At 51.2% G+C, this 26268-nt stretch carries 12 protein-coding genes; all 12 read right to left on the bottom strand.

The window, feature by feature from the left end; genetic code table 11:
* Positions 1-211: 211 nt before the first annotated feature.
* The 12 genes from J2T14_RS22920 to J2T14_RS22865 all read right to left on the bottom strand — a co-directional run bounded on the left by J2T14_RS22920 (position 212) and on the right by J2T14_RS22865 (position 26051).
* Complete coding sequence (locus J2T14_RS22920; RefSeq protein ID WP_307474513.1) at positions 212-6667, bottom strand: pectinesterase family protein; 6456 nt, start codon at positions 6665-6667, stop codon at positions 212-214.
* Between the two features lie 90 nt (positions 6668-6757).
* A complete protein-coding gene (locus J2T14_RS22915; protein ID WP_307474510.1) occupies positions 6758-12670 on the bottom strand; it encodes a pectinesterase family protein in 5913 nt (1970 codons plus the stop codon).
* Positions 12671-12994: 324 nt separating this feature from the next.
* Positions 12995-14497 carry an extracellular solute-binding protein gene (locus J2T14_RS22910; RefSeq protein ID WP_307474508.1) on the bottom strand — a complete coding sequence of 501 codons (1503 nt, stop codon included), beginning with the start codon at positions 14495-14497 and terminating at the stop codon, positions 12995-12997.
* Positions 14494-16809 (bottom strand): AraC family transcriptional regulator, encoded by a 2316-nt coding sequence (locus J2T14_RS22905; RefSeq protein WP_307474507.1) that lies wholly within the window; start codon positions 16807-16809, stop codon positions 14494-14496. The genes J2T14_RS22910 and J2T14_RS22905 overlap by 4 nt, the downstream gene beginning before the upstream one ends.
* A 410-nt stretch (positions 16810-17219) precedes the next feature.
* Positions 17220-17633, bottom strand: a complete 414-nt coding sequence (locus tag J2T14_RS22900) for a DUF1801 domain-containing protein (protein ID WP_307474505.1) — start codon at positions 17631-17633, stop codon at positions 17220-17222.
* The gene (locus J2T14_RS22895) at positions 17626-18237 is read right to left on the bottom strand and encodes a GyrI-like domain-containing protein (protein WP_307474503.1); all 612 of its coding nucleotides are present in this window, start codon (positions 18235-18237) and stop codon (positions 17626-17628) included. Before J2T14_RS22895 ends, J2T14_RS22900 begins: the two co-directional genes overlap by 8 nt.
* A 64-nt stretch (positions 18238-18301) precedes the next feature.
* Positions 18302-19255 (bottom strand): helix-turn-helix transcriptional regulator, encoded by a 954-nt coding sequence (locus tag J2T14_RS22890; RefSeq protein WP_307474501.1) that lies wholly within the window; start codon positions 19253-19255, stop codon positions 18302-18304.
* 107 nt (positions 19256-19362) lie between these two features.
* Complete coding sequence (locus J2T14_RS22885) at positions 19363-21087, bottom strand: RCC1 domain-containing protein (RefSeq protein ID WP_307474499.1); 1725 nt, start codon at positions 21085-21087, stop codon at positions 19363-19365.
* 315 nt (positions 21088-21402) lie between these two features.
* Positions 21403-22524, bottom strand: a complete 1122-nt coding sequence (locus J2T14_RS22880) for a TolB family protein (RefSeq protein ID WP_307474497.1) — start codon at positions 22522-22524, stop codon at positions 21403-21405.
* An 80-nt stretch (positions 22525-22604) separates the two neighbouring features.
* Positions 22605-24062, bottom strand: a complete 1458-nt coding sequence (locus J2T14_RS22875) for a sensor histidine kinase (RefSeq protein ID WP_307474495.1) — start codon at positions 24060-24062, stop codon at positions 22605-22607.
* Positions 24052-24747, bottom strand: coding sequence for a response regulator transcription factor (locus J2T14_RS22870; RefSeq protein WP_307474492.1), 696 nt, complete (start codon positions 24745-24747; stop codon positions 24052-24054). Before J2T14_RS22870 ends, J2T14_RS22875 begins: the two co-directional genes overlap by 11 nt.
* Positions 24748-25205: 458 nt before the next feature.
* Entirely contained in the window at positions 25206-26051 is an 846-nt protein-coding gene (locus J2T14_RS22865) for a sulfurtransferase (protein WP_307474490.1), read from the bottom strand.
* Between the last annotated feature and the right edge of the window lie 217 nt (positions 26052-26268).

Here is a 26268-nt window from a genome sequence, read left to right as displayed (position 1 = left end):
CGTTTTCATTTAATAATTTTGTTTGCACCATCAGCATAGACTGATTGCGTTTTGTACGTATATAACCCGAAAATAACCAGTCCAGCCGAACAAGCTGTTTTGCCTATAATCCCGCTATTTTATAACCTTCAGTTAACCAGCGCTGTGCCGAATATAACCAGCAGAATGAGCCGGGCACGGCCGCTGTGGCGACAATACCCGGTCTCCAGCATTATTTGTTATGTGGTACCGTAATCTCAACAGTAGCAGTAGATTGGTTTCCTGCAACATCCGTAATCGTATAAGTTATCAGATAGATGCGTCCTTGCCCTTTGCCGGATCGCTCGGCGCTCAACTGAAACTCTGTATCTAAGGTTCCGATGTCGGCACCTACGATATCTCCCTCTGTATTCCCATCGCCTAAACCGTCGTCCGGTTCATTGCTTGTAATCGAGGTCAGCACAATCGTACTGACGCCGGAGCCTTCATCTTGCCCATTGGCGCCGATCGTTACGGTCACCAGCTTGTGGTTCTCTGGCCATAAAGTCTGTGTGCTCGGAACCAATGTCAAGACCGGCGCAATCTTATCGATGTTGGCGACAATCGCCGTTGCCGTTCCCGCGTTTCCTGCTTCATCCACAAACTCAAAGGTAAAGCTGCCGTTTTCCGTGAATGTGTAGCTGCTTGAACCGCCATTGTTCGTAATCGTCACAGCTTCGTTTGGCGTGATGGTCGCTACGACATCCTGATTGGTAGGCGCAGTTGTGCTGTGCTCCACTGTTGCCGTCGGTGCGACATTGTCGATGTTGGAGACAATCGCCGTTGCCGTCCCCACATTTCCTGCTCCATCCACAAATTCAAAGGTAAAGCTGCCGTTTTCCGTGAATGTGTAGCTGCTTGAACCGCCATTGTTGGTAATCGTCACAGCCTCGCTTGATGTGACGGTCGCTACGACATCCTGATTGGTAGGCGCAGTTGTGCTGTACTCCACTGTTGCCGTCGATGCGACATTGTCGATGTTGGCGACAATCGCCGTTGCCGTTCCCACATTTCCTGCTCCATCCACAAACTCAAAGGTAAAGCTGCCGTTTTCCGTGAATGTGTAGCTGCTTGAACCGCCATTGTTGGTAATCGTCACAGCTTCGCTTGGCGTGATGGTCGCTACGACATCCTGATTGGTAGGCTCAGTTGTGCTGTACTCCACTGTTGCCGTCGGTGCGACATTGTCGATGTGACCGGTGAAAAGATCATTTTCAACGTTCACCTCTTGTACGAGCACCCACATAAAATATAGTGCTTTGGCCGCTTTCGCTCTTACAACGATATTCTTCGGCTCAAGCTCTGTGCCGTTAACCATTTTGCCTCTCGCGATTCCTTTCTCTGACCGAATGAGACCCAATTCATAAGCATCCTTAACCTTGTCGGCCAATTCCGGCGATAGATCTGCTGTATCCGTAAGCTGCTCGTAGGAAACGAGCGGATAGTACATGACGCCTTTGGCGCCGGCATCCAGATTCGGATCATACTCCGGACTGCCAGGCACTGCGGTCGTGCCGTTGTAATCCGTCATATACTTCGTCTTTGTTGTGCCAAACCTCGCGCGATAGGCATCGCTCAGAATAGCGCCCATCACCTCACGGGTAAGCTTTCCGTTCGGATATCCCGACAACATCGATGAATCCACGTCCATTATCGCGCTGATAGCTGCAACAAATTCGCCCACCATCATATCTGCATCGGGATTAAAGTTGCCACTCGGATCCTTGTGCATAACGCCAATCTGCAGCAATTTCTCAATCTGGTTCCGATAATATGCACCCGCACCTGTCGTAGTATCGCCCGCCATTTCACGGAACACGTCCGCCCAATCGCCCGTTGCGATGGCCGTCTTGACGTCTTGTTTCAGATACGAAGCAATATTCGCCGCTTTCGGGTCGCCTGCGGATCCTATGCCCGTGATTTCCGTAACAATGATTCGAGCAAATTGTTTCGCAAGGGCTTCTTTATAATGCGTTCCGTCTATTTTGTTCGACGGATGACCGTTAGCGTAGCTTCCATCGTTGGTTTTGCCCGGAGTTTCCCCCGATTCGATGGACATGACGATCGCGGTCGTCGCTTCGACTCCGATGGCGTTGTAATATTTGATGCTTTCCGCGTTCAGATCAATCAGGGTGACTCCCAACTCTTCAGCTGCCTCTTTCATAATATCCGGGAACAGTCTGTTCTTGAAGGAGTTCGTATAGACATGTCCCGGCTGCACAGCGCCGTTGACTCTGGACATCGGCGTAATCAGTACAGGAATCATGCCGCGAGCCCGGATGGCAGGAATGTACACATCCTTGATATAGGTTTCGTACATCTCTTCCGTAGCGCCTCTGCCGAATCTGCTGTTCTCATCCGTACTTTCGTCGTTATGTCCGAACTGAACCAATACATAGTCTCCGACTTTACCCGTCATGAGTATGTCGTTGAACCGGCCTTCCGTATATGCGCTCTTGAACGAACGTCCGCCCATAGAATAGTTAACGACATTGACCTTGCTCAGGTCGAACATATTGTCAAATACCTGACCCCAGCCGCTCATCGGCGTTTCGTCAAAGGTGTAGGATTTGACCGTGGAATCCCCGAGCGTATATATCGTCGGAAGCGTTCCAGCCTGGCGCGGTTGCGGCGCGATCGGCGTAAGAACGATTTCCTGCACACCGACAGGCGTATTCACTTTGTTCGGTTCAATCTCGATATCAATGAAGTTCTGGCCGTTTACATAGTTGTAGGTCCATTCGTTACCGCTTGCAGTAATGAAATTACGGATAGGCACCAGCTTGGCTGCATCCCAGAATCCGCCTTTCAGAATCCGGCTCGTCTCCATACCCGATACCGATACGGTCGTATTCGCCGCATTGGAGGTCGTTTTGACATTAACCTGGTACGCCCCCGGAGGAGCCTGTATCCGAAATGCCATGCCATAATGGTTGTAGTTCGTACTCGACTCGTCAGTAAATTGCGGCTCGCTAATGACAAATCCGGTTCCGTCAGAAGTAATTTGAGCCGTATGCACTTGTCTAGCCGGCATCGCGCTGGTCTCCTGAATAAATCCATAACCAACCGAAGAGTTGTACAGCGGCACTCCGTTATCATAGACCACTGATGTGTATCCGTCTTTGGCCATGTTGGTAAAATTAAATTTGTAGGATGTCTGTTCCTCGACCTGATTCGGTAAGTTCTGAACAAAAGCAGCGATCGCCATCAGATCCTGAATATCGATTTTACCGTCCAAATTGATATCTCCCGCTTTGACCAAATCCCATTCGGAATCGGCAGATGATTTGCCATAATGATTCGTGACCCATCCGATATCCGCGACATTGATATCTCCGTCCTGGTTCACGTCCATCGGATCGTAATCGATATTGACGGCGTTGTTGAATGCTTGAATCGCCTGATTCAGCTCAAGGGCGGCCTGATCGATCTCCTCCTGTGTCGATGCTTCGTTGTTCTGGGCCGCCTTGGCGGCCTGGATCGCCGATTGAAGAATTGCCACCGTTCCGGACGGATACTGCCCTGCGCCCGTTCCTTCCACTGCGGCAAGGGCTGCAGCTTCAGCATTGACAATCAGGGAATGAAGAAGCGATTTATCCGAATTCCCGACCGGGCCTGACGGAACTTGTTTAACGACTTGTCCGGGCAGGGCACTGATTAACGCCGGATCCCAACCGTCCGAACCGGCCAATATTCGCTGCGGCGTATACCCATTTGCCTCATCAGCAGTAAATTGTCGGGTCCAGCTGAACCTCATCTTCGCATTGGCTCCCGGCCCGGTGCTGTTGTATTCCCCGTACCTGGCCGTCTCTTCGTTGCTGGCATTGCCCCAGTTGTCCCAACCGACGGCTTTGATGTGGGCATCCATCCAGGTGTTGATGTATTTGACATTCGCGTATGGCCTCCAAGGTCTGCCCAGATCGGCGGTTCTGTCCGTTGCGCTGATATTGGCATCTATATCCCAGGAGGAATCCCAGGTTCCTACCGTCACGGACGATTTTAAAGCAGACGTGCCTCTTGTTAACCTGGAGTTCAAGAACACATAACCGAATTCAGAAGTCGCATCCGTTGAAGCCGCTGTAACATGTCCTCCTGCTTTGCCGACGAATTTGATCTCCGAGCTTTCGAAGACTGCCTTCGCATTGCCGAAGATATAATCCCCATCGCCCTCAATAATAACGTTCTTAAAGTACTGTCTGCCGTTGCCCGCATATAGCGTGTCTTGAAAGCCAAGAACCTTTAGGTTCGTGAATACAGCGCGGTCTCCTGTTGCAGACAACGCAATCGCCGGAGCAACCACTGTTCTTGGAAACGCTGTATTTTGAATCGTCAAGCTGTCCGCCGTGAAATGGGCTCCTGTCACGCTGACCGAGTAGCTTTTGCCTGTGCCCAAAATGAGCGTTCCTGCTGGCAAGGTGGAGCAGAAGCCCTGAGCCGACGGTGATCCGGTCGGGTCCTCCTTGCAGGCATAGTCGTCGTAGGTCAGCACTGTGCCGTCGCGGCTTTCGCCGACAAAGCTGACATAAGGCTTGTTGACCAGAATCTTCTCCTTATACACGCCGTTCTTGATGTAAATAACGGTCCTGACCGTATTGTTCGACGGGATGGCATTTACCGCATCCTGAACGGCCGTGAAATCTCCCGTGCCGTCCTTCGCAACGACGATCATCGGCGCAGGCGTAGCAATGGCCGGTATAGTGGACGCGCCTTCTCCTTTCGCATTCGTTGCCGATACGATATAGTAATAGGTCGTGCCGTTCACCGCCGTATTATCGACAGCGGCCGTTTCGGTCAAGCCTGCACTCCAAACGGTGTACGGTCCGGCATAGGAGACCGCTCTCTTCACCGTATAGGAAGCAGCCCCCGGAACAGCATCCCACTTCAATTCCACCTTCCTGTCGCCTGGCTTGACGGTCAATCCGCCCGGGGCGGCAGGCGCTCCTGCCGTTATGGAGGCTGGCGAGGCGGCAACTTGCAAAGAGTTCATGCTTTCCATCCGTCCGTCGGAAGCGGAGACCACATAATAATAGGTCATGCCGTTCACTGCCGTCCCGTCCGTATATTCGGTCGGAACGACGTTCGCTGCGATCGTTGCGTACGGACCTCCGGAAATCGCACTGCGCTTCACTGTGTAATGGACAGCACCGCTGACAGGCTCCCATAGTAGCGATACCTGAGAATCGGAGACTGTGGCGGCGACCTTCGCAGGCGACGCAAACGGAGCAGTCGGTTTCGCCATAACAGGCGCACTATCGTCGCCCGGCGTTCCGTCGGGCGCTTGGCTTGCCAACGTATAATAATAAGCCGTACCGTTCGTTAATCCCGAATCATAATAGCTCGTTTGCGTGTAAGGCAAAGTGCTTGAAACCGTTGTGTAGGGTCCTTCTGAAGACAGGCTTCGCTTCAGCGTATACTGGCTTGCGCTTGAAACCTGGTTCCAGGAGATGCTTGCCGCCGAATCGCGGGCAACAACGGCGATGTTCGCCGGAGGCGGAGGAAGCGCCGCCGATGCGGTAGGCGTTACGGATTGCTCCACGGAATCGCTATTGCCGAATGTATTGACCGCGCTAATCTTATAGTAATAGGTCGTCTCATTCGTTACGGTCGCGTCGTAATAATCCAATTGCGACACCGGAATTTCCGATGCAATTGTCGTATACGGTCCTCCGGATGTCGTGCTGCGTTGAATCGAATACGATTCAGCATTCTTCGCGGCGCTCCATAACAATTTCACTTTGGAGTCGTAAGGCGTAAGGCTTTCCCAGACAGGCACATCCGGCAGCGTATTCGCCTTGTATACAATAATGTTATCCAACAAAAGATTTTGTGCCGTCGTGCCGCCGGTAGTTGCCAGATAAGATTTGGCAACCGCATAATCCGTCGACGCATCGCCGAGCGTCCTCATCGAGAACGGCTGGCCCTCCAGCTTGCCAAGCATCGTTCCATCGCTCGCCATGGTAACATAGTAGTCGACACGAAGCGTGGCGAAGTTGACAACCGCTTTCAGATGGTACCATACCCCGTTCGCAACTTTGTTCGCCGTAATATTGGTATAGACTCCGGTACTGTCTCTCCATGCAATATTTGCGCCTTTAAGGTCGACTTGAAAGAGCGTATCCGACGAACGGTTCTCATCATTGATCCCGCCGGACAATGTCAGGACCGTTCGGCCGCGGCTAATATCGTTCGTTCCGTTCGGGACGGTCGTATCTCCGAAGAAATACATATCCTGCTCGATCGTCAGGATGCCATCTTTCACATTATCCCCCAACGGTTTGGTGACGGCCGTGTAACCGCTGCCGTCGCCGACGGTTTGACTAAGGTGGTTTTTGCCGTCCAAGTCCCTCAGCAATAGAGCATCGGATGTAACGGCTTCCCCTCCGTCCATTCCCGATTGGCTGATGCCGACCGAACTGTTTGCGCCCGTAACCGTAGGCTTGTATCCCGCTACCGTCGTCGCAGGGCTTGTCGTTTTCGTCACCGTTGCATCGGTTACTCCATTAAAGTCATCGTTGATTAATGCGGTATTCCCGGTTGGCACGGACACGGCAGCCGATACTTTGCTACCTGTAAGAGGGAAGGACGCAAATATTATAAGTACGGACAACGCAATTATTAGCAATCTTTTCGATCGTTTCAATCTTTTCAATCGTTCCACTTCCTTCCTTATTGTGTGACACCGCGCGCGAGGCTCCCAGCGCGCGGTGTGCATAGTGCCATTCGAATCCATCAGACCCGCTTAGTTGGCAGAAGGAACAACTTGTATCACGGGTTGAACGGTCTGCAACACGGTGAAACTTTGAGCCGCCCCGTTAGAGGCTTTGAAGGAAGTGAAATCAAGCGGCGCTGCAACCGCAACCGAGACCGGCTTCGCTTGAAACTTCAACTCGATGAGTTCGCCGCCCGACGTGACCGCTCCGGCCGATCCCAGACTGGTTGCGATAATCCTGACCCGGCCAGGAACGTCCGTCTTCTGAGCCATTATCCGGAAATCCGATTTGAGCGAATGGGCGGAGACGAATTCAACAGCGTCCGTTCCGAACTGCAGCGTGAAATCAACTGCATACACTGACGTGTATGGAGAGGACGATACATGACTTAATCCAACCCGGTAACTGAACTCCTGCCCCGATGATACTTCCGCAGGTCCGTCAAGTGTTGCCACCGGGAAGTCGGCAAGAATTCCCGTTTGCCCGCTGATGGATACATAGATGCTTCCTTGAGCGCCGCTGCCGTCTTTGGCAGTTGCGACAACCTTGACGATTCCGTTATTTTTCGCAGTAAGCAGTCCGTCCGCAGTAATCATCGCCTTGCTCGTGGGCGTAACTCCGTTTATCTCAAACACTCCCCAAGCAACCGCCGGGTTTGCCGCATTGCCCGGAAGAACCGATGCCTTCAAAGACAGCGAGCCATTCTTCGACGTGATCGCATTCATTCCGCCCGTCGCGAAAACCGAGATGGAGGATACCCGTACGACGGCAATCGGAGCAGTGTCAATCATTCCAATAGACTCTTTCGGATTCCAACCATCGGAACCGCCAAGTGTGGACTCTATCGTATATTGAGCCGCTTCCTCCGCTGTCAATTGCGTCGACCAGTTGACCCGTCCGGCCGGGCCTGCTCCCGGACCGTAACTCGCGTATTCGGATAAGCGAGCGGTCTTCGAACGGCCGTCAACCCATTCGTTCCACCCCGTAGGCCGGATATGCTCCCCAAGGTAGTTATTGATGTACGTTGAGCTACCGTAATCCCTCCATGGTCTGCCGAGGTCTACCGTTCCGGCAGGCGCATCTGCGCTGGCAGTCAGTTGATTGTTGATAAACACGTATCCCGGCTGATCCTTTTCCGTGGATGGCGCCGTGACATAGCCGGGGCCAACGCTGTGAATGATGTTATTCTCGAAAACGATCGCAGAGTCTCCGAAAATAAAGTCCACGGTCCCTTCAATATGGCTGTCAACAAAATATTGCCGTCCCCTATTGGTCTCCAGCGTATCCTGGTAGCCCAACAGCTTCACGTTGCGGTAAATCCCCCGATCGCCTTCCGCATAAAGCGCGACGGCTTGCCCCGCAGTCCGTCCGGCATCGTTCCGAACCGTCATATTTTCCATCGTAAAGTCGGTTCCCTGCACCCTTAGCGTATAGCTGTTGCTTGTACCGAGCGGATTCCCGTCGGGGCCGATTGTACTTGCGGAATCTCCATTGACCAGAACGGTCTCTTCCCTGCTTTCCCCGATCATCGTGATCCTGTTCTTCGTCGAGGGAATAAGCACCTTCTCGTTATAAATCCCGTTCTTCACTTTGATGATCGTAAGCTTCGTGCTGTTGTCCGGAACGGCATTGATCGCATCCCCTATTGTGGTGAATTGCCCGCTTCCGTCTTTGGCTACAATAAGCAATGTGCCCGGTACTGTCTTCACCGGCAAGGAATGATAGCTCATGCCTTTATTATTGCTTGCCGCAACTGCGTAATAATAAGCGGTGTCATTGGCCAGACCTTGATCGGTGAACGATAATCCTGTCACCTGATCGGCGATCACCGAGTACGGACCGTTCTTGTCCGTTGCGCGAACCACTTGATAATCTGCAGCCCCGCTGACCGCATTCCACGACAACTGAACCTCCGAATCGCTCGGGTCCGCCTTGACGCCAACCGGCACACCCGGCTGGCCGATATTCAATACGGGACGAGCCGCTGCAACGCCGGATTCCAAGCCGATACCCGACTCGTTAGCGCCAGATACTTTGTAATAATAAGGTTGACCGTTCACGACTTTCGTGTCGGTGTAATTCGTTCCAGATAAATGTTCAGCGACAATCGTATAGGGACCCTCTATGTCCGTGGCACGTTTCAGCAAGTAATGGTCGGCTTCCGCTGCAGACGTCCAATTTAGCGTTACTTTGGCGTTGCCCCCCTCCGCTGTCAAGCCAGGCGTACCAATATGCGCTAAGGCAGCACCGCTCGCAGGAGCCGAGTCAACGCTCTCTCCCGCTACATTCGTAGCCGTTACAGTGAAATATTGGGTTGCGCCATTCGACACGCCGCCCGCCCGGTAAGCGGTTTCCGTAATATTGGAAGCAACGACCTCGTAAGGCCCCGCAGGGTCGGCCGCCTTCTTCACGGTGTAAAAATTCACGTTGTCCACGGCGTTCCAGCTCAAATCCAACTGCGAATCCCGGCTTTTCAATCTTAGTTCTGCAGGTGCGGCAGGCTTTGGAGCGGATGCCGACGGGGTGACTTGCACCTGGTTGGAATTGGCGGATTCGCCGCCGACACCGCTCGCCGTAACGACATAGAAGTACGTTGTCTCATTCGATACGGTGTTATCGATAAATGAAGATTCCAGCCATTCGGATTGGATGGTTGCATAAGGGCCTCCATCCGTTTCGCTTCGCTTCACGTTGTAAGAGGCCGCCCCTTCTACAACAGGCCATTTCAACTCGACAGCCCCATTGCCCTGCACTGCCTTTACTCCTGAAGGAGCGGCAACCGGCTCTATATACACCTTCACGTTATCCCAATAGGGGCTTCCCGTTCCGGTGCCCGGCGTGGAGAAATGAATGCGGCCGATGCCCTTTGCCTGCGTATCCGAAAGCGCCGTGCTCTCGAAATCAATTTCCGGCGTCACCGAAGGAACGCCATCCACATAAATCTTTGCTTTACCCGTGAGAACATTCGCTTCGATCTTGATATGGATCCATTGGTTGATTGCCGGCTGCTCATTCGTCACCTTGATGTACGTTCCGCGATGGTTGACGACAAATACATTCGTGCTCTCACCGGCCGGTTTACGAATTTCCAAGGACAACGGCGTTCTGGCGCCGTCTTGCGTTTGCAGTTGTAGCAAGCCGGCAGAGCCGATGACCCTCTCCTGCATGTAATCCGCTTCGACAATAACAGTGCCCTTCTGCGGTGCAAAGGTTTTCGCGGCTCTGGTGTTTACCGTACCCATGTCAAAAATCTGCATCGCTTGACTCGAGCCGTTTCCTGTACTCGCCGCTGGTACTGATTGAGCAATCAATTTATTCGTTTCCGTTGCCGGGTTCGGACTAATCAGCGTATAACCTGCCGGTATTTCTCCAATCGCATCTGACTCGAAATCGTCGTCTACGAGCCGTATGGTCTCAGCAGCCCCGGTTGGGGTCACGCTGACCTCCGTCGAATCGAAGCTTTCGCCGCCCGCGTTTACCGCCGTAACGACATAGAAATACGTTTTGCCTGCTATCAGGTTTGTATCGGTAAAAGACGGGGACGTCACGTTGGACGCGATCGTCGTATATGGCCCGCCGGGAACATCGCTTCGCTTAATGTTATAACCGGTAGCCACGCTCACCGGCGACCAGCCGAGCACCGCGCTCTTATCTCCTGCTGTTGCTTCCAACGCCTGCGGAGGCGTCGGGAAATCTGCCGCCAGCGCATGAAGCTCCACCCCGCTGAACAGAGACGTGTTGTATTTATTCACATCGTCTTCCTTTTTGCCGGCGTCCGCCGCCAAACCGATATAGACCGTTTCGGACATCGGCAAGTCGATGGCGGCAACCTGCTTCCAGGTCGTCTTGTCTGCGGATATCAGTCCTGTCAGCTGGTTTCCGATCCGGACAAGCTTCACCCAATAAGGCACCGAAATGAATTCATCCGGCTCCACCCTTACAGATTGACCGCCTGCGGCCTGGCGGCTGATCATGACGCCTTTCCTGCCGAATTTCACATAAGGTATCGCAAGCGTGGCCATATTGGAGGAAGGGTCCAACGTTTCGCGAATCATGACCCCCGCTTTCGCGTTGTCATCCGTTGCCGTAACACGATCGATTCGGGCGATGATTTCACCGTTGCCTGTTAGCGTCTGATACGCGAAGTGAAACGCATCGGCAGTACTGCCCGATATATTCGCGCCAGGGTCGCCGCCGATTCGCCCGGCAGACTTGACCGTTACCGTCTGCGCGTCGCCTTCCAGCTGCGTATGGCCTGGGATGCCGACAGAACCTATATCCTGCGATTGCCACGGATCGATTGGGCCTGTTCGGTTGACGTGGACGGCCACATTGTCCGACTGCGTCGACAATCCGGCATTGTCCGTAGCGCGAACGACCAGGTAATGGGTGCCGTCGGTTACGTTATTCCATTCGAAGCTGTACGGAGCCATTGTATCCTCCGCTATTGCAATACCGTCAACAATCAATTCCACTTTGGCAATCCCGTCGTTGTCGGAGGCGACAGCGTCCACCGTTATATGGCTCCCCTCATCTGTCAATGTGTTGGTAACGGGAGAAGTGATCGAGACAATCGGATTATCCGTATTTTTGTTATCGGCGTTTCCTTTCACGATTAAGTCGTGTAGATATACCTCCAGATTCGTATACCCTTCCGGAGATAAATTCGTCAGGTTTCGGTCGCCCGGATCAGCCGGGGATAAGCCGTTTGCCAATTCCCAGGCGTCATCCATGCCGTCATGGTCCTGATCAACCACGGTAGAGACGACCGTTGGATAATCGGGATACCCCCCCACCTCAAGCGGCGAGTTGATGTGCTGTCCGGTTCGGTTCTTCACATCCTGAACGACCCGGGCGTCGATCGCGTCGCGCTTCGGCAAAGCAGCTCCCGCACTTGCGAGTACACGATGGTATGCGTCTTGAGCGGATACAGGTACGTATCCGCCCTCCACCTGCACAGGCTGAGACAGCTTCGAGGCGGAGTCCTGCACGACGGGCACGCCAAGCCAGTTGTCTGCGGTGACGGCAGCGTCGCCATCCATAATGTTTCCGCTTACATACATTTGGCTGGACGGGCTGACTTCACTGAATATGACGTTGCGCACATTATAGTAAGAGTTCGGACCATATTTATAATAGTTATTATTCAAATTGTACTGCCCCTTGCCGCCGCCATAGGCTGAAAAAAGGCCCCAATTGTAAATCACGTTGTTGGTAGACTCCATGATGTCATACACAGGGTCGCCCCCCGAGAATCTCGGGTTGCGGCTCAGATTATGCGCAATGAGGTTGTTAAGAAAGCTGGCATGATTTCCGCCCCAAATGCCGGCATAGCCGTGACGTCCCTTCTCGTGAGAGCTCATCAGCATGCTTTCCTCGATGATCGACCACTGAACCGTCGTATTGTAATTGTTGTAAAGACTGAGCACCTCATCAACAGACCAACTGAAGGAGCTGTGATCGATGATGATGTTTTTGCGATCGCGCAAGCCGAAAGCATCGTCCTCGCTTGGTACGCGGTCGCCCAAGCGGAAACGCATATACCTGATAATGACATTATCCGCTTCCACAACCGTTGTGTAATCGGTTACCGTAATGCCGTCTCCGGGTGCGGTCTGCCCTGCGATGGTCAAGTTTGAGCCCGCTATTCTCAGTTTCTCCTTCAAGCGGATCGTTCCACCGACGCGGAAGACGACCGTCCGGTTGCCCTGGCTTACCCCATCCCGCAGCGATCCGGGAATCGGCGTTTCGCTGCTCTTGTAATCCTCAAGCGTAGTCACTTCATATACCTCTTGACCGCGCCCTCCAGTTACATATTTGCCCCCGCCTTCAGCGCCCGGGAATGCCGGCAGCGAATCGTTTGCCGCCTGAATGGTAGCGCTTACAGGAAACAAAGCTGCAAGTAAAGATACAATAAGAATACATGACAACCATTTCTTCATAAAATACCTCCCTTATCAAAAATACCTCCAAAAAAACTATTTATATAAACCAGAATTGTTCGCGAATCAGAGCTCATAGAACAATCCTGACAACATTCACCTTTCCTTTCATCTCCTATTTGTCTTCGAGTACGATTATGGGTCAGAATCATAATGGCAAGCTATACCTTATGGTTAACCTCTTTATGAATTCCGGCGATTTGCAGCCCAATAGCCTTCAAGCAACTTCATATGCCGCAAACAAATTAATGCCATTCATCTTCCAAAGTGAACAGAAAAACACCCTGCAGGCCTTTACCAGAACCCGCAGGGTGTGAAAACTTCTTATTTTCCTTTCTGGCGGTACGCTTCCTCATACTCCCGAATCAACTTATCGCCGCCGGACTTCCGCCATTTGTCGATTCCGTTTTTCCAGCCTTCCTCATCCAGCTTTCCGATAATAAATTTGGTCTGCGTGTCCATGATCATGATCTCCAGCTCCCTCCCTCGTTCGGCATAAGTGTCCGAATTCAGCGTTAGCGCAGGATTAGACACGATATACGCTTCGTTCTCCTTGTGAATCTTCTGGTTTTTGCGGAACAGCTCCGGCTGCAGAACCGGCTCTAAGAGCGGATTATGGTCTCCGAGGAACGGAAGCGTATCGCGATAAGGCTTAACTTCCGCAAGAAACAAGTTGCGATCGATGAAATCGGCATATTCGCCTCGATCCGTCCAATGCCTGCCTTCGATACCTTTGGAGAGTAGAGCTTGCATAGGCATCTCCAACAAGGCGTCGAGGAAGCTCAGTATCTGCTTCACTTCTTCTTCGGTACGAACCGAATCCTTGGGGATCGCCAGGAAGCCGGCATTCCCGCTTTCCCCCGGCAACCTGATTCCGTCCGGGCCCATGAGCGGTGCCACGTCGACCACAGCGGAAGGAACTGTATTGTTCAGCTTGTCCTGCCAGGTCTGGGCGTACCCGCCAACGATCTGAATGCCGGCACGGCCTCCATTGTAGAGTTTCACCGAATCGGCAGTACCTACTATCGCAAAATCCTCATTGATCAGCTTTTCCTGATAAAGCCGTCTAAACAGCTTCATTGTCTCAAAATACGGCTCGGTCATAAAATCCGGAGTAAAGCGTCCATCCTCCACCATCCATTTGGTAGGCGCTCCCTGAGATACGGCGATCCGGGTCAGCGTGGAATATATGTCCATATTGTATTGTTTGTCCAAAGCCATCCCATACGTATCGTTCACTCCGTTCCCATCTGGATCATTCAGCGTGAGTGCTCGCACAACCTTATACCAATCATCCAACGTAACCGGCGGTTCAAGCCCCAATTTGTCAAACCAATCCTTGCGGTATTGAACGGAAGCGCGGCCAAGCTCGCGGAACAGCGGTATACCGTATATCTTCCCATCGATAGAGATGTTGTCATAATGCATGGGGCTAGGGGCCGACAAATTGTGGTAGCCATTAAGCAACGGGCCTAATTCCCAGAACTGTCCCGCCTTCAATGTAGCAATAATGGTCGGAGTATAATCGAGTTTGATCAGCTTCGGAAGCTCTCCCGAAGCAATCATCAGCTTCACCTTTTCCTCATAAGCGGAATACGGAATCCATTGAATCTGCAATTCCGTATTCGTAAACGCCTCGATCGCCTGCTTAATTTGGGTGTTTTGGGGGGTAGTCTCCCCTGACAGACTGACCGCCATGGATAAGAAGTAAGCTTTTTCATCATTGTTTTTCTCATTGTAAGCTTCGCCGTGGCTTTTCCACCCGCAAGCGGTTAACGAAATGACAAGCATGAGCATGCCGAGCATACAGACGGAATAACGTTTCATTCGGTACTCCCCTTCATAATCTTTTCCCGATATTGCCCCGGCGTCATATCATACAGCTTTCGAAAGGTTCGTATGAATGCACTTATATTTTTGTATTGGAGCTGCTCCCCGATTTCAGAGATCTTCTTATCTGTTGTTTCCAGCATGACTTTGGCCATCCTCATGCGGTATTCCGATAAATAATCGCTGAACGTCATACCGATTTCCCGCTTGAAAACCCGGCTTAGATAAACCGGATGATAGTTAAGCTCCTGGGCGTAGGATTCCAATGAGATTTCCTGATCGTAATTTTCCTGAATCATCCTTACAATCCTGTCTGCGATCTTAATATACGTCGTTTCCGATTTTTCCGACAACACCTGAATCATCGGCGCGAACAGCACAGACTCGAACCAATGCACAATCTCATCCCTTGTCTGAAGGTACATAAGCCGTTTCACCGCGCCTTCGTCCTGCAGTACCTTTTTCAATGAAATTCCCTGATCCTGCAAAATGTAAAGCAGCCGCGAGACCAGCTGCATCAATAACAATTGATGCTCGTGCAAGTAACCGTCCTTGGGCAGCAGCGCATCCAGATATTGCCGAAAAATCTCCGAGACATTGTTCGGCTGCATCTCGCGGAGAGAATAAACAAGTCTCTCCTCCAACACTTTAAGATGGGAATGTTCATAGTGATCGACTCCGTGATTATTCTCAACATCCTCATAGTGTACAATAATATCCGGACCCAGGCTGATTCTGGTTTTAAGTGCCGACAAGCTTTCCCCGTAGGCTTTAACCGTATCCGTAAGCATACGATAAGGCTTGCTGATGCCAATACTGACCTGAAGATGCAAATATTCCCAGGAATTTCTTTTAATGCGCTCCGCTGCTTCGTACAATACACGCTTCACCTCTGCAGGGTCCGTCTTATCCGCAACGACGATCGTCACCTGAGTTTGATTCAGTATGATTGGCGTGAAGCGGCTGGAAGGCGGCAGCACCTCTTCGGCAATATTGTTGACGGCGTACAGCAGCAGTTCGCGATCCTCCTCCTCATACCGGGTATCCTGCAGATTATCGATCTGAAGCGCAAATACACCCAGATATGCCCATCCTGTCGGCAAGCCATTCAGGGCCGACCGGTAAAAAAAATCGTTCTCCGATATTTGGTCTGTAAACAGCTTAAGCACAAAAAATTCCTTCAGATGGCCTAAATGACCAAGCAGCTGCTGTTCCACCTGATCTCTTGAGAAAGCCAACGACTGCAAGCTGACTTTGATGAATTCAAGCTCATCGTTTCTAGGCGTTGACGGATGCATCTGCACATTACGGCCAAGACCTCTGGCAATATCCTGAAGACGCTGAATCGGACGATACATCCGCCGGCTGCCAAACAATGCGACCGCAAGGACCATCAACAATACGGATGCGCATACAATCATGGTCAGTTTTGCAATTTTTCTACTTTCCTTCGTTAGTTCCCCTATCGAAACAACCGAAACATAGGTCCATCCGTTATAGCCGGAGGAGCGGTATATGACAGCCTCCTCCTCACCGCCGGTTTGCATGCTAAACAGTCCCAGCCGCTCTTCCGGCTCCGATTCCAGCCGCTTGGCGACGGCAGCGTTAATTTCATCGTATCCCCCGGACTCTCCCGCTGCTGCTCCCACTATTTTCGTTCCCGTATGATCCAAAATATAATACCGATCCGAGGGATTCGAGGATGAGAGCGCTTCCCAAATGTCCGATGCTGCAATCCGAATGACAACAAGTCCTTGCGGCTTATCGGTCTGCGGGAGAATCGGAATTTTATGCACAAGAGAAATGGTTTCCTTCGGAACAGCCATGTCATCGCCGCCGGCTATCACCGATCCCGTATACCATTGAATACTTCTCGTCACCTTGGCGTAATCAAGGAATTCACTTGCATGGTTAAGAGAATCCAAGGATTTCAAACCATTGAGGTCTAATGCCCATTTGTGCTGAAGATTAATTAGATAAGCCTCCGTGATGACAACATCGCTGGATTGCAAGTTATAAAGCTCAACGGACAATTTGCGTATTTGCTCGAAGTCTGTTACGGTGTAGGATTCGTCCATCGATGCTTCCACAATAGAAGAATTTGCAAACTGCGTCGCGGATTTCTCAACAGACTTCAGCATTTGTTCCACACTCAGCTGAGTCTGGGCCAGCAGATGCATATTTCCCTCTTTCACCTTATCCACTATATCCCCAGATGCGATCGAATAAGAAAGGATACCGACGAGCACTGCCGGAAGCACCCCTATTAAAAGGCTGAAAGACAGCAATCGAAGCAAATACTTGCTCACGCAATTCCCCCTTCTGCTTTTCAACACTGATGTCAAGCCGTTTACTGGAACTTTCCTACATTCTTTTACTTTCAGTATACATTTGATCACACAAATTTCACAGCAAATATCAGTGTTTCTTTTAGAATATTCGGCCAATTCGGGACATGACGAGGGCTTGGAGCATCTGATCTTGAACGACTCGGAGATGATGGGCTTCGGCTCTGATCACAGCATGTTTCGGATTAGGACTGCCGCTTCGCGTCCAACTTGATGAGTTTACGATGTAACCACTTTCGTAAAGCCAATTGTTGACTTCGCGTTGGTTTCGGCGCACATTAAAAACAGAGCATCGGCATCTCTCTCGCCGTGCTCTGTTTTTTACTTTGCGTATCGCTATGCATTTTCTCGGCTCTCCTTACGTACCTTTATTACAATCCAAGCATTGGAAGTTGTTTTCGGGAATGATAAGTGAGAGACAATGAAATGCATTGTTTTAACTCATCTATTGGTATTTCCTCGTTATCACCGAACACAATTGCCCGATTGCCTTCAAAGTTGAATATATCACTAAAAACTTCCTTGAATGTAGCAACAAGCGTTGTGTTACAGTTAAAATACATTGCATACCGTTGTGGATTTGACTCTTTCCAAGCTATTCTGATCGTGCTTCCACGTTTTGCGATATAGCTAGGCTCACCCCATTTCAGGGTCTCTTTCAGGTGATCAATGCCTTCTATTTCCAATGCTGTATCCAGAATCAATTGGCGTAGAAACAACAACCTCTGTTGAATATGGTCCGGATAATGCTCGAACACGGCTGCTACCTTAGCGTTTTCAATCACACCTATGCTGATCAGCCCTTTCCTGCTGGCGTATGGCGATATATATTTCCACTTGCCCGTCGTTCGGATCGATATTCGGGCCATAATACTCAAAATCGCCTGTGAACGCCCGATCATTGCCGGGCTGTTGCGACCATTGCCAAATATCGGCCCAAGCCCGCTGCACCACCGCTATAATCGGTCCCCGCTCCGTGACGAATACCGCGTATTTCGCGGAGGGAACTGTGAACGTCGAGAGGGACTCGGGATATTGCCCCTGCATATTGTCCCGTACATGTACGCCGACCAACACTTCATATTGTCCGGCATCGCCTTTTTCATAGTTGAAGTAACAGCTATAAAAGCCAGATTGTTGTAAATGAAGAGCCGGATGTTCGCCAATATTGTGCGAGTGGAATTGTTCAAAAAGCTTGCCAATTTTGCCTTCGCCGCCTAATTCTGCTGCATTTGTCGTGACGGCGCTAATTCCGGCCAGCGTGAAAGTTGGAAGTTCCTCGATACGGGCAGGTTCCATTCTTATGCGATTTGCCGCATCTGCGGTCAGCGAGCTTTCAGATGGAGTCGCACTGTTGTGCGCCATTGATTTGAATTCGTTCTGTTTCATCCCTAATCATTCTCCTTATAGTTGAATGAGTTTAGTATAAAACATCAAACTTGACAACTATTTGTCATGTTGGTTTATCAATTCTATATATTTTTGCAGCTTGTTCTGCGCGACTAGCGATGATCTCACGCAGATGGAGAGGCTCAAGCACCTCTGCATGGTGACCCAAGCCGAGAATGAATCTATACAACCATTCATCTTCCGGGTACGCCTTCCTCACTTGCCAGCTACCGTCATCCAAGGGCACAAGCTCCTCGATGCCAAACCATTCCTCCGCTAAATGACGAGAGTCAGCACGGAAACGTAAGACGAATTCTGTCGCCTTTGACGGACTGCTCGGACTCTGACCAGTGGTACCCTCTTGCATTGGCAACTCTCTTCGAATGAATGTCCTCTCCGGAACGATCTCCAGCTCTTTCATTCTTTTCAGTTTGAATAACCGGAACTGCTCTTTCGTCTGGCAATAGGCTTTCAGATACCATTGTCTCCCTTTCATGATGAGCATATGCGGCTCTACAATTCGGTGTGTTACAACACCTTCGGCATTGGAATAGATGAATCCCGCTATTCGGCAGCTATCTACCGCTTCTTTTAATAGTTGCAGTTTAGGGCGCAGCCTCTCGTTGCCATCCCAGGGCGAATAGTCAATCAGCACACGGCTGGCTTTATGCTGGAATTCTTCGGAGTATTGGGGCGGGACAACGCTGTTGATTTTCTCCATTAGATGTCGATGCTGCTCGTTGCCATATGAGGTAGAGATGCTGCGCAGGGCGGTGAAGATGGCAGCGAGCTCGTCGTTGGTCAGCACGTTGCGGTCCAAGCGGTATCCTTCCGCCAGCCCGATGCCTCCGTTCGTTCCCTGGTAGGTGACGATCGGAATTCCGGCCCCATTAATGGCTTCGATATCCCGGTATATCGTCCGTACGGACACTTCGAACCGCTCTGCGAGCTCCTTGGCCTGCACCATACGACGGTTCAGCAGCAAAATAATGATGGATAAGAGTCTTTCCAGTTTCATAGTATGTACCCTCCATCACAATGGATAAGTAATTGCAAAACACTCAGACATACACTTTTACTGGATAATATTTCAATAGCTACAAATGATTATATCATGCCAGTAGCCTATGCCTCCTGGACCCTCACACGTACAGGCTTCTTCATTGACATAAAAGCGCTAGTACCAACCACCCACACAATTCCAGATTCATCTATTGCGTATATTTCAGATGACGTTGTGACGATATCTTGAATCCGGATATGCTCCAAATGCGATTCGGGTATGAAATCTAAATCTGTCTTTTTCATATGAAATCTTGTCTTTTGAAGCCATTCGATTGCCTCTTTATCGCCTACAATGGTTCTGTTTCCTTCCCCAAGCCGATAAAGAGGAGAAGCATGCTTCATCGTATAATATCCATCTTCTCCCGGCTGGTCGTGATCGAGGAAAAAGCTGCAAAGCTCTCCTGTTTGAAACAACACGAAGATTCTGAATGTCGTTTTGGCAATTTTCTTTACATTCTCAAGTAATTTGGTCGGGGCATACCTTTCCTCGTAGTAACTGTCGCTGATGTGAGCGCCCGAACCTCCCCATGCATACAAGTCTCCGTTTTCCGTTACGGCATATACGAAATGATGAGCCTGCACCGCTTGAACGACTTGCTCGAATTCTTTCCGAGGCAGTTCGGGCGATAAGCCGCGCCCTTGCTCATTCCTCCATACGTAAAGATCACCGTTATCGGTAATGGCGTGAACCGAATATCCGTCGCTATCAACGATTTTCACATTCTTCAAGATACAATCGCTTTTGCCATCCGTGATTTTGCCTAGTTGATCGTATGCATTTTTCCCGAAGCCGTAGAGTTCTCCTGAATTCGATATTGCAAATGCATCATACGCCGTTACATGAATGCTTCTAACCTCATCGCGAAGGAGCACAAAATCGTCGCTATTCCATGTCCGGCCATAGCTATATAACTTTCCGGAATTCTGCAAGAAATAGGCATCTCGTGATTTTACACCTATGTCCTTTACGCCTTGCAAGAGCAATTTTTGCGGCGTTGGAGTTCCATGCGGCGAATGCTCGCCCCAGCCAATTAAATCGCCTTTATCGTTGATCGCATACGCCGAATAGCTCCCCATCGCAACTTCGACGATGTGATCCAATATCTTTGCCGGCTTGTTCCTATTTTTAATAGAGTCATCACCCAGAACACCGTAGCTTTTCGAGCCCCAAGTGTAAAGTTCCTGGTCTTTCGTCACCATTGCCATCGTTAAGGAGCCTGGGCGCAGGAAATCCGCTTCGTATTTCTTTTCTTTGTTTTTCCCCTTAGGTTGCGGAGAAGTACTCGAATTCCAAGGGGTTTTGTGCACGGGCAGCTCGTTAACTATCGTCTCTGGTCTGAAAGGAAGGTTGAATTGAATTTGCAGATACTCGCAAAGATCCCATAGATCGAGCTCTTTGCATACCCAGTCCAACTCTTTCGCATTCATACTTATGCTTACAACTTCTTTTAACTTCTCTGCTTGAGGCCGTTTTCTTCTTAATCCGTACCCTTCTAATGCGGCACCTTGAATCAAAGAAGTGATTTTTTTGCCTGCTTGCAGCAAATGGATTTCCAGAACATCATCATCGAAATACTCAACGCTCATAACGGGAAAATGAATGTCCTTCGAAAGCTTCTTGGCCGCTAGAAACGTAGTTCCCCATTGCAGTGAATCGCTATAAATGCTAATCCATCCGGGAGAACGTTTACTGATTTGAATCTCTTCGAGGGTCGTTTGCAACATTGAGATTTCTTCAACGATTTCTTCTGCACGAATATGTATGCTTCCAAATTTGGAGCCCATCAGAATGATCCCCTTCCCATGTTAAAAAGTATATTCAATTAAGTGTTGAGTTTACTAGCCGAACGATCAGTCTGATAATCGTCCTTATACAGCAACAATTACTTATAGGAAAGGCCGGAGGAACTCCGGCCTTCTTTGTGTTATTTCTTAGGGTCAGGTTCGTTGTCGTCATTGTATTGTCGCCCTAGATGATGAAGGGATGTCGTTCCCTACCGCCAAGCCAAAGAGCTTGGTCTGCGGCACGCCAGCGCCATTGATTCTAAAGAGAGAGGCGTGGGCAGGAAGTACAGCTATGTCACGCCTATCGATGTTATATTATGGTTGTAAGGAAGTATGAATCTCGACGACGCTGCTGTCGTAGCTGTTGCCGTTCCATACCGTGTAGGACAGTTCGTTGCCTGAAAGGCTCCACGAAGAACTCACGGCGTTCTCGACGTCGGCTGCGATACGGGTCGCTTCATCGGACAGAAGATCGTGGACGTACAAGCCTTTGACCGTCGCGCCGCTTACCTCCGCTTGCATACTGTATGCGATCAGCCGTTGATCCGCCGACCAGGAAATTCCGCCAAGCTCCGCTCCTTCCGCGATCGTCTTCGCGTTCCCTCCATCCAGATCGCACAGCACAAGCTTCACCCTTGAGCCTTCGTATTGCTTCACCAGCAACTGGTTGCCGTCAGGCGAAGGAATGACGCTGCTCACGGAACCGAGCCCCGTATCTTTGGTCTCCTTGGTATCCAGATTGAGCACCTTCAGCGCTTCATCCGCATTGGTGTTGTAGTAGACGCTGCTGCCGAGCTTGGCTACGATAATCAGTGCGCCTTCGTTTAATTCGTCAAGAGCGGCGATAACGCCATTCGTGGTTGCCGTGTAAGCTCCGCCTGCATAAGAAGCACCGATGATGTTACCATCATCCGCCCATCTAGCGCTCATGGCTCCTCCGATGGGTTCGCCGGCCAGGCCGAACGACATCAGCGTTTCCAGGTTCATGACATAATAAGCGGGATCACCGAGCGTATACTCCTGATAGATGAGATGCTTTTTGTCCGGAGACAAGCTGGCGCCTCCCAAGAACACGTTCTCCTGTTCCTTCAGCGGCACGAGCTCGCCCGTCTTCAGATTGACTCGGTACAAGCTACGCGGATAGGAATCCGCCAGTTCCTCCAGCTTCATCTTCGCCAATGATTCGTTCTCCTTGGATACAATGACCGTATCCTCGTCCAGCCAGCCGAATATCTCCACCTTCTCGTACCGCTTGATGCCGCCCACCGTAATAGCCGGTCCGGCCGCCGGCTTCTTGCTTTCGTTATCAATGACTGTGATGGTTTTCCCCGGCTCCCGAATAACCTCGCGATTTCCTCCGTTATCTCCGCTGCAAGCGGTGATGGTTATCAGTAATGCGGGGACGCATGCCATAATGGCTATTTTTCTTCTGTTCAATGTGATCGCCTCCTTGATGCTTACAATACCAACCGAATGTTGCGAATGAACGAAGAGTTGTTTCCAAGTTGTAAACAATCTTATCGAGATTGAGTCGGGAACGTCATTCTGAACGTCGTGCCGTTGCCATCCGACTTCACGATGGAGATGCTGCCTCCCTGCGTCTCGGCATACCGCTTCGCCAGCGACAGCCCAAGTCCAGCACCGCCATGCTCCCTGGATCTGTTCCTATCCACCGTGTAGAACGCTCTAAAAATCTTATCCGTGACCTCGGCCGGAACGCCGATCCCCGTGTCGGATATTTCGATGACGACCTCATTGTCCCTGACGAAGTTGCTTACGCGGATGCAGCCGTCCGTCTTGTTATATTTGATGGCGTTGTCCAGCAGGTTCGCAAGCACGATATTCATATAATCCTTATCGGCTTCCATGTAGGCTTCGTGCAAATCCGTCTCCAACGCGAGGCCGAACTTGTCCATTTTCCCCTTTAGGCTGTCCAGCACCGACTCAATCGTTCCCCGTACCTCGAGCCTTTCCTTGTTATACTCAAAATCGTATTTCTCCATCGCGGACAATTGCAGCACCTTCTCCACCATTTCGTAGAGCCTCTGCGTCTCTCCGGCGATATGGGTTTTGGCCGTGGCCAACAGCTCCTCGTCATCGGGATACATGTCGAGCAGATCGAGGTAGGCTTTAATGGAAGTCAGCGGCGTCTTGAACTCATGAGTGACATTGCCGATGAACTCCTTCTGCTGCCGATCCAGCTCCGATAGCTTGCGAACCGCAAGCGCCAGCTTCTCCCGCTCCTCGTCCTTATCTCGCATCGTGGCCATGAGACGTTCGCTCATGGCGGCAATGCCTGCGCCGAGCTCCCCGATCTCGTCCCTCCGCTTCATGTCCGGCGTCGCGAACTGTCCCTCCCGGATACGGCCTACCGTATCGTTCAGCTTAATGATGCTGAGGGCGAAGGAGTTGAAAAACAAGTATGCCAAGAGGAAGCTGAGCACGAACACGCCCGCTCCGATATAGATGAACAATCGCTTGATCTCATTGTAAAAGGCTTGATGATCACGAAGGGAATAATAGAATTGGACAACGCCGACCTGCTCGCCCCCCGCGCGCAGCGGGGTTAAATAATACATGGACTCCCCTTCCACCAAATAAGCGATCTTGTTCTCCAGCGCATACGCCAGCGTCTGCTTGATGCTGCCAGATGGAGGAACCGCGGCCCTCCTCCCTATGACGGCGCCGCTCCCATCGTACAGGACGACGGGCTGCCCGCTAATCAGTTCCAGTTGCTCGCCGAACGCCACACCTTTGGTCTCCATGAACGTCTGGGGAACTTTATTGGATTGCTCCATTATGGATTGGATGAAATAGACGTTCGCCGTTTCGGCTTGCTGAGCGAGGAGCCCCTCCGCCTGCACGCGCTGATTCCGTTCGATTCCCTGCAAGACCAGCAGGCTGAGTACGAATACCGTGAGCAACAGAAGGCCGGCGAGGAACAGGCTGAACTTCAGCTTGATGCTAATTCTCACCGTTTCCTCCGGACGCCCTGTAGCCGATGCCATGGACGGTTTGGATGGTGTCGCCATAGTCGGGTCCCAACTTCTTGCGCAGCCGCTGCACATGAATATCTACCGTACGCGTACCTCCGTAATAATCCATCCCCCACACCAGGTCCAGCAATTGTTCTCTCTCGTACACTCTGTCGGGATTGGCTGCCAGCAGCGCCATCAGATCGAATTCCTTGGGCGTCAGCTCCAGCTTGCGTTCTCCCGCCATAACCGTTCTTCTAGCGACGTGCACCTTCACTCCGCCTAGCCGAACCTCATTCGGCTCCTTCTTCTCTCCGGCGGCCTGTATTCTTCTAAGCAAGGACTTGAGCCGCGCGAGCAGCTCCCGCATGTCGAAAGGCTTGGTCATATAGTCGTCGGCCCCAAGCTCCAGCCCGAGCACCTTATTCACGATGTCTTCCTTGGCCGTCAGCATGATTACGCCGATTCCACCTTTGTCCTGCACCTTCTTCAGCACGTCATAGCCGTCCATGCCGGGCAGCATCACATCGAGAATGATGGCGTCGGGACGAGTCTCGCCAAGACGCTTCGCGGCGGTATCCCCGCGATCGATGACTTCCACCGCGTAACCTTCGCGCTTCAAGGCATAGGAGATCGCTTCCGAGATCGCTTTTTCGTCTTCGATGACCATGATCTTTGCTTGCATTGCATTCACACCTGCCCTATGTCGTTATCGTTGCTTCAATTATAAGCGCTTTCCGGCTGGAACCAAAATCCAATCTTGCAGAGTATCGTTACGTGTGTAATTACGTTTGGCAGGACAGACGCTTACAACGGCTTCAGAAGCCATGGCCACGGCGACGGTGCGTATCACGATATCAGCGAATTCTACGAGCTGCTGAACCTGATGGGCGACACCACTGCGCTTATCGACGCCATGTACTTGATGCGTCAATATCAGCTTATTTTAATGAGAAATAGAATTACACAGAGTGTGTCGAGAAGAGGGAACTGTTACGATAACGCAGCACGCTTCAGAGCTTCCTGAAAAAATTTTCAGGCGGCTGAATTTGCTCCGTGTTGACTTTAGACACTTTTAAGTACAGCGCAAAGAGTACATCGCCACATGAGCGATGTACTCCAAGACACATACTAATATGCTGTTTAAGCCTTTTCCTCTCCCCCAACCGCCACCGGATTCCCCTCATAAGAGATCCAATCGCTCCAGCTCCCCGCATACAACCGTACTTTGCTAAAACCCGCCTCCTGCAGTGCGATGACGTTAGGCGTTGCAGTCACGCCCGAGCCGCAGTAGACGATGAGGTCGCGGTCGCGGTCCAGATCGGCGAAGCGCTCCGCTTGTGCGGCCGTATCCTTCCAGATGCCCGCTTCTGTAAGGCCATCCTTCCAGAAGCGGTTGATCGCGCCGGGTATGTGGCCAGCTGCCTTGTCCAGCGGCTCGACCTCGCCCCGGTAACGCGGCGCTTCGCGCGAATCAATCAGCGTCACGCGCTCGTCTCCGAGCAGCTCCTTCACCTCATCCATCTCTACAAGCATTGCATGCTGAACCGTCGCGAGGAATTTCGCGGGAATAAGCACCTTCTGCTCGGATGAGACAGGGAAGCCCGCGTTGACCCAAGCCGTGAAACCTTCGTCCATGACAAATACCTGCTCGTGCCCAAGGTACTTGAGCAGCCACCACAGTCGGGACGCCATCGCGCCTCCCTGATCGTCGTAAGCGACGACGCGCGATTCGTTGCCGATGCCGACGCGGCTGAGCGTGACCGTAAGGTCGAAATTATCCGGCAATGGATGCCGTCCGCCATGCTCTTCGACGGGAGCGGACAGATCCTTCTCCAAATCCAAATATACGGCTCCCGGGATATGCGATGTTTCATATAATTCACGGCCGGCATCCGGCTTGCCCATAAGGAAGCGGCAGTCCACGATCACGATATCCGGCTCGTACATGCGAGCCAGCAGCCATTTTGAAGAAACGATATTGTTCATTCTACATTCCGCCTTCCATCATCCGATTCATGGGTCCTATTATACCAAACAACAAGAAGGGCTGCCTCTATAGGCTACGAGATCCCCTACAAATTTTGTTCCGTTATCCCAAATATAGGGTCAAAGCTCAGCATTTTCGTCCCGATCTTGTCTATGAAGAACCGATCATGGCTTACCGTGACGACGGCGCCGGGAAAATGCTTCTGTCTTATTGTAT

This window comes from Paenibacillus harenae (genome assembly GCF_030812415.1).
GTDB classification, from domain to species: Bacteria; Bacillota; Bacilli; order Paenibacillales; family Paenibacillaceae; genus Pristimantibacillus; species Pristimantibacillus harenae_A.
Note: the sequence above shows the minus strand (reverse complement) of the source record. Positions and strands in the feature narration are given on the sequence as shown.